The organism is Streptomyces sp. NPDC096079 (assembly GCF_040303145.1).
In the GTDB taxonomy this organism is placed as follows: Bacteria; Actinomycetota; Actinomycetes; order Streptomycetales; family Streptomycetaceae; genus Streptomyces.
Genome location: NZ_JBEOST010000047.1, coordinates 1 through 8,270, shown reverse-complemented (window position 1 = coordinate 8,270; position 8,270 = coordinate 1). Strand labels below are relative to the sequence as shown.

Genomic DNA, 8,270 nt, shown 5'->3' with positions numbered 1-8,270 from the left:
CGGCCACAACGGCTGGCTCGCCCTCGCCTGGTGCCTCGCCCTCACCACCCTCGGCTACCTCTGGTCCAAGGCGGTGTTCAACCGCGACCCGAAGTAGAGGTCCCCGTCGACCACGGCGGCCGCCTGGGCCGCCAGGTCGGCGGCGACCAGGCGCGCTTCCATCGGCGGCGGTACGGAGCCGGGTTCGGGTGTCAGCAGGAACCGGCCCTGGTACCGCCCGTGGACGACGGCGCGCAGCTCGATGTCGCCCTCGGGCCAGCCCTGGCGCTCCAGGTCCCAGATCCAGCCGTCGACCCGGACCGTGCCGTCGGGGTCCAGGCGTGGCGGACGCCCGACGAGGGTGCCGTACTCGAAGCGGCAGGAGCGCAGTTCGAGGATGTCGACCAGCTCGTGCCGGACCTGTCGGACGACGTCGTCGGAGGACGAGGTGCCGGATCGGGCCAGCCGGGCGGTGCCGTGCAGCCGCTCCAGATGGGTGGCGTCGCTGACGGCCGCCCGCCTCATCGTCCGTCCGTGAGCGGCCAGTTGCGACACCACCAGCCCCACGAGCAGGAGCAGGACGGCGGTCTCGATGTCGGCCCGGTCCTGGATGTGGAAGCTCCGGTAGGGCTCGGTGTGGAAGAAGTCGAACCACGCGGCGGCCGACAGGGCGGCGAGGGCGCCGGCGAAGCGGTTGCCGAACGCCGACACGGCGACGACCACGACGACGAGCAGCAGCGCGAGATTGGTGTGCGTGACGGAGGTCCGCAGCGGCGTCAGCACCAGCGCCGCGGCGAACGGTGCCAGGACTCCGGCGGCGACGGCGGCCGTGTCCCGGAGCGGAAGCCTCATGGTCCACCTCACAGGATCCGCCCCCTCTCCCTGGGACAAGCCTCCGCCCGGTGCGGCGTGGAGGGCACCGGGCGGAGGAGTCCTTGACGGATCCCTGACGACGGCCTCAGCAGCGCAGGCGGAGCCGGCAGACGGCGGCGCTGGTGTCGCGGCGGACGGCGTGGGCGACGACCGCGCCCCGCTGGTTCTGCAGGGCGCGCTGCCACAGGCGCTCCGGTTCGGCCTCCGGGATGAGGACGGTGACCCGGGTGCCCGGCTCGGTCGCCCCCAGGTCGCGTACGTAGGCGGTGAGGGGCCGGCCGAGGGAGCGGCGCTCGGAGCGGAGCCGTACGAGGGGGACGCCGGGGTTCCACAGGGCCCAGTCCCGTTCCAGGGCCTCGGTGGCCGCCAGGTCCTCGGGGTCCGGGTGGCAGACGGTGAGGGCCCGCACCTCGTCGCCGAGGGAGACGGCGGCGGTGAGGGCCTCGCTGGTGAGACGGGTCAGGGAGGAGACCGGGACGAGGACGAGGGAGCGTGCGCGGCGCGGGGGCTCGGGGACGCGTCCGACGCCGAGGCGCTCGCCGATCCGCCCGTAGGCGCGGTGGACGGCCTCGAAGAGGGCCACGAGCAGCGGGAGCGCGACGACGATCAGCCAGGCGCCGTCGGGGAACTTGGTCGCGGTGACGACCAGGGCCGACAGGCCGGTGAGGGCCGCGCCGAGACCGTTGAGGGCGGCCCTGCGCCACTGCCGTGCGGCCCGCCAGTGCAGGACCATGCCGGTCTGGGCGATCGTGAAGCCGACGAAGACGCCGATCGCGAAGAGCGGGACGAGGGTGTTGGTGTCGCCGCCGGAGAGGACGAGCAGCCCGGCGGACACGACGGCCAGCCAGACGACGCCGTGGCGGTGGACCTGGCGGTCGGCCTTGAGGCCGAAGACGTGCGGCAGGTAGTTGTCGCGGGCCAGGAGCTTCAGCAGGACGGGCAGGCCGCCGAAGGAGGTGTTCGCGGAGAGGGCGAGCAGCACCATGGTGGCGAACTGGAGGACGTAGAAGGCCCCGTTGTGGCCGAAGGAGGCGTCGGCCAGCTGGGCGAGGACGGTCACGCCCTCGACGGGCTGGAGGCCGAAGCGGGAGATCAGGACGGACAGGCCGATCAGCATCAGGCCGAGCAGCGCGCCCAGCGCGACCTCGGCGCGCATGGCGCGCCGGGCGGCCGGGGCGCGGAAGGCGGGCACCGCGTTCGCTATCGCCTCCACGCCGGTGAGGGCGGAGCAGCCGGAGGCGAAGGCCTTGAGCAGGAGCAGGACGCCGACGGTGGTGGCGTCGTCGGCGAGGACCGGGGCATGGCCGGCGGAGGCGGCGGTGGAGACGGGGGCGTCGCGGAGCAGGCCGACGGCGATGAGAACGAGGACCGCGCCGATGAAGACGGCGGTGGGGAGGATGAAAGCGCGGGCCGAGTCGACGATGCCCCGCAGGTTCACCGCCGTGATGAGCGCGAGCACCGCGAGGCAGATCGGCAGGCGGTCACCGTGGAGCGCGGGGAAGGCGGAGGTCAGCGCGGCGACGCCGGCGGTCACGGCCACGGCCACGTTCAGGACGTAGTCCAGGACGAGGGAGGCCGCCGCGACGAGGCTGGTGCGGCGGCCGAGGTGTGCCTTGGCCACGGCGTACGACCCGCCGCCGTCCGGGAAGGCGGCGATGACCTGCCGGTACGAGGCGACGAGGACGGCCAGCAGGCCGGCGATGGCCAGGGTGACCGGGAGCGTGAACCCGAGACCGTGACCGCCCGCGGCCGCGAGCACGAGGACGATGGCCTCGGGGCCGTACGCCACCGAGGCCATCGCGTCGAGCGACAGAGCGGCGAGCCCGGTGACGGCCGTCAGCTGGTGACGCCGGGGATCCGGGGGGTCCTCGACGGCGGGTGCGGCGCGGTTCTCGGTGGGCAGAGCGGACATGCGGGCGGGCTCCTTCGTGCACGGGTCCGCTCAGGCTCTCCTCCGCGTCCGACGTCTCCCACCGTCCCTGGCGCGTTCTTGGCACCGGACGCCGCTGTCCTCACGCCTTCTTGACGCCGGCCGCCGCCAGGTGCTCAGGAGTCGGTCCGATCGGGTCGGGCGGTGCAGCCTCGGGGACGACCGCGCCACGGTGAACGTGTCGCGGTTCCGCGTCTGCGATCCGGGGGCCCGCGCTGCGATCCGTGCTAATCGGCCCTCACGCGTCGGGTCTCGTGGGCCCACATCGCGATCTCGACGCGGTTGCGTGCGCCGAGCTTGGTCATCAACGAGGCGACGTGGGTCTTGACCGTGCTCAGGCTGACGAAGAGCTCGGTGGCGATCTCGGCGTTGGTCCGGCCTCGTGCCACCAGCGCGAGCACCTCCTCCTCGCGCTCGGTGAGCGGGTTGCTCGGCTGGGCCGGGACCGCCGGCGCCTGGTCGGCGAAGGTGGCCAGCAGCCGGCGGGTGACGTTGGGGGCGATCAGCGCGTCCCCGTCGGCCGCCGCGTGGATGGCCTGCACGAGAAGCTCGGGCCCGGCGTTCTTGAGCAGGAAGCCGCGGGCGCCGGCGCGCAGGGCGCCGAGGACGTACTCGTCGAGGTCGAAGGTGGTGATCACGACGACCGCCATCGGGTCCGTCGCGTCCGGCCCGGCCAGGCGCCGCGTCACCTCGACGCCGTCGAGCCCGGGCATCCGGATGTCGACGAGGAGGACATCGGGACGCAGCCGGGTCGCCAGGTCGAGGGCCGCGAGCCCGTCCGCCGCCTCCCCCACGACCTCCAGGTCGGGTTGCGCGCCGAGGATCATCACAAGGCCGGTCCGGACCAGGTCCTGGTCGTCGGCGACGACCACGCGGATGCTCATGCCGGCGCCGCCATCGGCAGCACGGCCTCGACCACCCAGCCACCTTCGGGCACCGGCCCCGCGGAGAGCGATCCGCCGAGGAGCTGGGCGCGTTCGGCCATGCCCAGCAGGCCGAACCCGGGCTCCGGGGCCGGCCCCCGCTCGGTCCGTCCGTCGTCGCTGACGCGCAGCCTGACGGCGTCGCCCTCCCGGCGTACGTCGATCGCGACGCGGGTCGCGCTCCGGGCGTGCCGTACGGCGTTGGTCAGCGACTCCTGCGCGAGCCGGTAGAGCGCGGCGTCCACGGGTCCTGCCAGCCGGGCGAACGAACCGTCCAGCGAGACCTCGACGGTGGGCGTCGTGTGGGCGCGCGCCAGGGCAGGCAGGTCCGCGACACCCGGCTGCGGTGAGTACGCGACCGCTTCCTCCTCACGCAGCACCCGAACCATGGCTCTCATCTCCTCCAGGGTCCGCGACGCCTCGGACTCGATCGCGGCCAGGACCTCGGCGGCCTTCTCGGGCTGGATGCCGGCGACCACGCCACCGGCCTGCGCCTGCACCGCGATGGCCGAGACGTGGTGGGCCACGATGTCGTGCAGCTCGCGCGCCAGCGCCACCCGCTCCTGATTGCGGATCTCGCGCTGTTGGCGGTGCCAGAGGTCCGCGCGATAGCGGAACACCACCGCGAGGGCGACGAACAACAGCAGGAGGACGGTCCCGCCGAAGACATCGGCCCGGCCCGCGGAGGTGGCGTACATCCCCAGTACGGCAACGACCGTCACGAACGCCGTCCCCAGGACGATCTCCCGTCCCGAGCCCCACCGCACCAGGGAGTAGAGCAGGATCAGGGCGGCCATCATGGAGTAGAGGCCGAGGTCCCCGGTGTGCGCGGTCAGCTGGAGGACCGAGAGCAGCCCGGCGACCCCCCACCCGACCAGGACGGCCATGAGGGGGCTGGACCGCCGCCGCAGCAGGGCAGGCACCAGTGCCAGGGCGAGCACCGTCACGAGGGGTCGCCAGGCCAGGCCCGGCCGAACGATGGCCTCGACCAGCGCGGCGGCCGTGAACACGCCCACCAGCAGCCAGTCCGGACGACCGACGGGTGGGGCGTCGGCAGGCCGCGGCTCCTGCCAGACGGAGCGCCGGAAAGTGACCACGGCTCCAGCCTAGGCATCGTCGCGCCTCGGCGTATCCGCCGAAAGAACGAGAGGGAGACCGTGCCATCGGCCAGGCGAACCGAAGCCTCGGGGCCGAGGCGCCCGCCGCCGGGCTCGGTGATCGTGGACCTAACGATCCTCACCGCGACCACGGAGCCCACGATGAGAACACGTCAACTCGCCACCGTCACACTGGAGGAGCAGCGGATCGGGCTGAGGGCCAAGCTCGCCGCGACGTGGACGGCCTTCATGTTCCTCTACGCCTACGTGGACATTCTCAACTTCTTCACGCCCGGCGTCATCAAGGACATCCTCGACGGCAAGGTCTTCGAGTTCGACCTCTCCCAGACCTTCTCGACCACGGCGCTGGTCCTCGTGGCCATCCCCATCTTCATGGTCGTCCTGTCGACGACGCTGCCCGCCCGGGCGAACCGCGTCACGAACCTCGTCGTGGCCGCGCTCTACGTCCCGGTCACGGCGTTCAACGCGGTGGGCGCGTCCTGGCTGTACTTCTACGGCCTGGGCATCGCACTGGAACTGGTCCTCCTCGCCCTCATCATGCGGTACGCCTGGACCTGGCCCCGTACGGTCGGCGCCCACGGCGACCGGCCCTGATCGTGAGTCCGGTTCCCGCACGGCGGCCACTCGTCGAGCGCGGCCCGTCCCTTCCCACGATTCCCCAGGTCAGCGCACTCGACCGCGCGGCTTCAGCGGGGTGGCGGGGAGCTCCGGGGCGGACAGTCGGCCGCCGTCGTAGCCGTGGACCTCGCCGAACCGCGAGCCCTTCTCCCAGTCCTCGCGCGCTTGTGCGATCTCGTCACCGGACCGGCCGATGAAGTTCCACCACATGACGATCTCCTCCTCGAAGGGCTCGCCGCCGAGGAGCATCAGGCCCGCGTCCGAGAGGGCGCGGAGGGGGAGCTCGGTGCGGCCGCAGCCGAGGTAGAGCATGGTGCCGGGCAGGACGGGGACGCCGTCCACGTGGGCCTCGCCCGACATGGCGAGGACCGCGTACTCGAAGTCGGGCTCCAGGGGCAGGCGGGTCTCGGCGCCCGCCGCGAGGGCCAGGTCCGCCCCGACGAGCGGGGTGTACGTGGTGCCGGGCGAGGCGGCGCCGTCGAGCGCGCCGAGGATCACCGTGGCGGTGAGGCCCGGTGCGGTGACCCGGGGCAGTGCGGCGTGGTGCTGGAAGTGCGGCTCGACGTGCCGGTGGGCGTCGGGGAGGGCGACCCAGAGCTGCGCGCCGTGCAGGAAGCGGGCGTGCGCCTCGGGGCTCTCCTCCGAGTGGGAGATCGCCCGGCCCGAGGTCATGAGTCCCAGTTCGCGGGGGCGGATCGTCTGGAGGCTGCCGGTGGAGTCGCGGTGGAGCACCTCGCCCTCGTGCAGCCAGCTGACGGTCTGCAGGCCCATGTGCGGGTGCGGCGGGACCTGCATGCCGGGCTCGTCGGCGATGTCGTCGGGGCCGTAGTGGTCGACGAAGGCCCAGGCCCCGACCATGCGCCGGCCCAGGTTCGGCAGCAGCCGGCGGACCTCGGTCGACTCGCCGAGCCGGACGCGGCGGGGGCTGAGGAGCTCGCGTACCGGTTCGGCGACGACGAAGCCGCGGCCGCCGCACACGGTCAGCGCGGCCTGACGATCGAGATTGCTCATGGCACCCAACCCATCCTTGGTGGAATGTTCAACTAACCGGCGGTGTTGTGCTGGTCGACCACCCCCCAGGGTGGCAGATCCGGAGCTCCGGAAAGGGAGAGCAAGTGAGCGACACGTACTACGAGTTCGGAACGGCGGGGGAACGCTGGGAGCGAGCCCGGCTGTTCTTCGACGCGAAGGAGTACGGAACCGCCGTCCGCATCCTGCGCGGCCTGGTCGCCGAACACCCCGAGCAGACGGCCCAGCGACTCCTCCTGGCCCGGGCGTACTACCACTCCGCGCGGCTCTCCCTGGCCGAGACGGAGCTGCGCGCCGTCCTGGAGCGCGACCCGGTCGAGCACTACGCCCGGCTGATGCTCGGGCGCACCCTGGAGCGCCTCGGCCGGCCCGACGAGGCCGCGCCGCACCTGCGGATGGCCGCCGCCATGACGGGCGACACGCCGGCCTGACACCGCGGGCCGATACCCCCGCACGGTATATTCGCCGCCAGGAGGACCTGACTGTGCGGACACACCGAGCGGAGCGCGCCGGACGGGCGGGAGGTGCCGTGGTGCACCTTCTGCTCGTCGGCGTGCTCGCGCTCGGTGTGTTCCTGATGCACTCCCTGGGCCACCCCGAAGGCCCCGGCACCGGCGTGTCCGGCGGGGACACCACCTCCACCGCGCACCACGGCGCCCGCACGCAGGCCCCGTCCCCGCACGACCGCGGGAACGCCGACGGCGGGGACGCCGGCGCCCGGCACGAGCCGGGCACGGGGATGGACATGACCACCCTCTGCGTGGCCGTCCTCGGCGTCTGGCTGCTCGCGGGCCTCGTCCGGGCCGCGCTCGGACGCCGCCCCGACTGGCTCGCCCTGCTCCTCGCGCGGCTCACGCCCGCGCTCGGCCCGCACGCCCCGCCGCGCCGGCCGCCCGACCTCGCCCAGCTGTCCGTCCTGCGGATCTAGGCCGTACCCCGCCGCCGCGGGCGCCTCGCGCTGCCCGTGAACGCTTCGGTCCGCCCTTTCCCGTACGCGTACTCCGTACGTACGAACAGCACACGAGGTATCACCCACATGCGTGCCTTCACCCACCGCACCGCCCGGAAGTTCGCCCTCGTCGGCGCCGTCACCGCGACCGGGCTCCTGCTCGCCGCCTGCGGCACCGAGGACGGCGCCGGCGGCATGGACCACGGCGGCGCCTCCGCGTCCGCCACCGCCACTCCGGGGACGACCGCCGCTCCGGAGGCCGGAGCGCCCGGCGCCTTCAACGACGCGGACGTCATGTTCGCGCAGATGATGATCCCCCACCACGAGCAGGCCCTGGAGATGGCGAAGCTCGCCGACGGCCGGGCCGAGGACCCCGAGGTCAAGAAGCTGGTCGCCGCGATCGAGCAGGCCCAGGACCCGGAGATCCGGAAGATGAGGGCCTGGCTGAAGGGCTGGGGCAGGCCCGAGTCCGCCGCCCACGGCTCCGGACACGGCATGTCCGGGATGATGTCCGACCAGGACATGAAGGCCCTCGCCGCCGTCAGGGGCGAGGCCTTCGACCGGAAGTTCGCCGAGCTGATGATCGCCCACCACGACGGCGCCGTCGCCATGGCGAAGGACGAGCAGAAGAACGGCCGCAACGCCACGGCCAGGAAGCTCGCCGACGACGTCGTGCGGACCCAGTCCGCCGAGGTCGCCCAGCTGCGGACGATCCTCGACCGGCTCTGATCCGAGTCCGGATCGCCTCTGATCCGGGTCCGGATCGCCTCTGATCCGGGTCCGGATCGCCTCTGATCCGGGTCCGGATCGCCTCTGATCCGGGTCCGGATCGCCTCTGATCCAGGTCCGGA

Annotated in this window: 9 protein-coding genes and 1 pseudogene; 5 read left to right on the top strand and 5 right to left on the bottom strand. The window is 73.1% G+C overall.

Features of this window, described 5'->3' with window-relative positions:
• Positions 1-97, top strand: a pseudogene (locus ABTY59_RS37550) (ABC transporter permease); the annotation flags it as partial.
• Here the strand turns inward: ABTY59_RS37550 and ABTY59_RS37545 are convergent.
• From ABTY59_RS37545 to ABTY59_RS37530, 4 genes are all read right to left on the bottom strand, one after another.
• Positions 55-831: a DUF4118 domain-containing protein gene (locus tag ABTY59_RS37545; RefSeq protein WP_352023646.1), complete on the bottom strand. Its 777-nt coding sequence runs from the start codon at positions 829-831 to the stop codon at positions 55-57. The pseudogene ABTY59_RS37550 and the gene ABTY59_RS37545 sit on opposite strands and share 43 nt — an antisense overlap.
• A gap of 106 nt (positions 832-937) precedes the next feature.
• Positions 938-2,764, bottom strand: coding sequence for an APC family permease (locus ABTY59_RS37540; RefSeq protein ID WP_352023645.1), 1,827 nt, complete (start codon positions 2,762-2,764; stop codon positions 938-940).
• A 245-nt stretch (positions 2,765-3,009) separates the two neighbouring features.
• The gene (locus tag ABTY59_RS37535) at positions 3,010-3,666 is read right to left on the bottom strand and encodes a response regulator (RefSeq protein ID WP_352023644.1); all 657 of its coding nucleotides are present in this window, start codon (positions 3,664-3,666) and stop codon (positions 3,010-3,012) included.
• Positions 3,663-4,802, bottom strand: coding sequence for a sensor histidine kinase (locus ABTY59_RS37530; protein ID WP_352023643.1), 1,140 nt, complete (start codon positions 4,800-4,802; stop codon positions 3,663-3,665). The genes ABTY59_RS37535 and ABTY59_RS37530 overlap by 4 nt, the downstream gene beginning before the upstream one ends.
• Positions 4,803-4,964: 162 nt before the next feature.
• Between ABTY59_RS37530 and ABTY59_RS37525 the strand changes: the two genes are divergently transcribed.
• The gene (locus tag ABTY59_RS37525) at positions 4,965-5,417 is read left to right on the top strand and encodes a DUF6326 family protein (protein ID WP_352023642.1); all 453 of its coding nucleotides are present in this window, start codon (positions 4,965-4,967) and stop codon (positions 5,415-5,417) included.
• A 69-nt stretch (positions 5,418-5,486) separates the two neighbouring features.
• Here ABTY59_RS37525 and ABTY59_RS37520 read toward each other — a convergent pair whose 3' ends face one another.
• Positions 5,487-6,452, bottom strand: coding sequence for a pirin family protein (locus ABTY59_RS37520; protein ID WP_352023641.1), 966 nt, complete (start codon positions 6,450-6,452; stop codon positions 5,487-5,489).
• Between the two features lie 104 nt (positions 6,453-6,556).
• On the opposite strand from ABTY59_RS37520, the gene ABTY59_RS37515 reads away from it, so the two are divergent.
• From ABTY59_RS37515 to ABTY59_RS37505, 3 genes are all read left to right on the top strand, one after another.
• Positions 6,557-6,901 carry a tetratricopeptide repeat protein gene (locus ABTY59_RS37515; protein ID WP_352023640.1) on the top strand — a complete coding sequence of 115 codons (345 nt, stop codon included), beginning with the start codon at positions 6,557-6,559 and terminating at the stop codon, positions 6,899-6,901.
• 98 nt (positions 6,902-6,999) lie between these two features.
• On the top strand, positions 7,000-7,398 hold the full coding sequence (locus ABTY59_RS37510; protein WP_352023639.1) for a DUF6153 family protein: 399 nt from the start codon (positions 7,000-7,002) through the stop codon (positions 7,396-7,398).
• A 108-nt stretch (positions 7,399-7,506) separates the two neighbouring features.
• Positions 7,507-8,148 carry a DUF305 domain-containing protein gene (locus ABTY59_RS37505; RefSeq protein WP_352023638.1) on the top strand — a complete coding sequence of 214 codons (642 nt, stop codon included), beginning with the start codon at positions 7,507-7,509 and terminating at the stop codon, positions 8,146-8,148.
• Positions 8,149-8,270 lie beyond the last annotated feature (122 nt).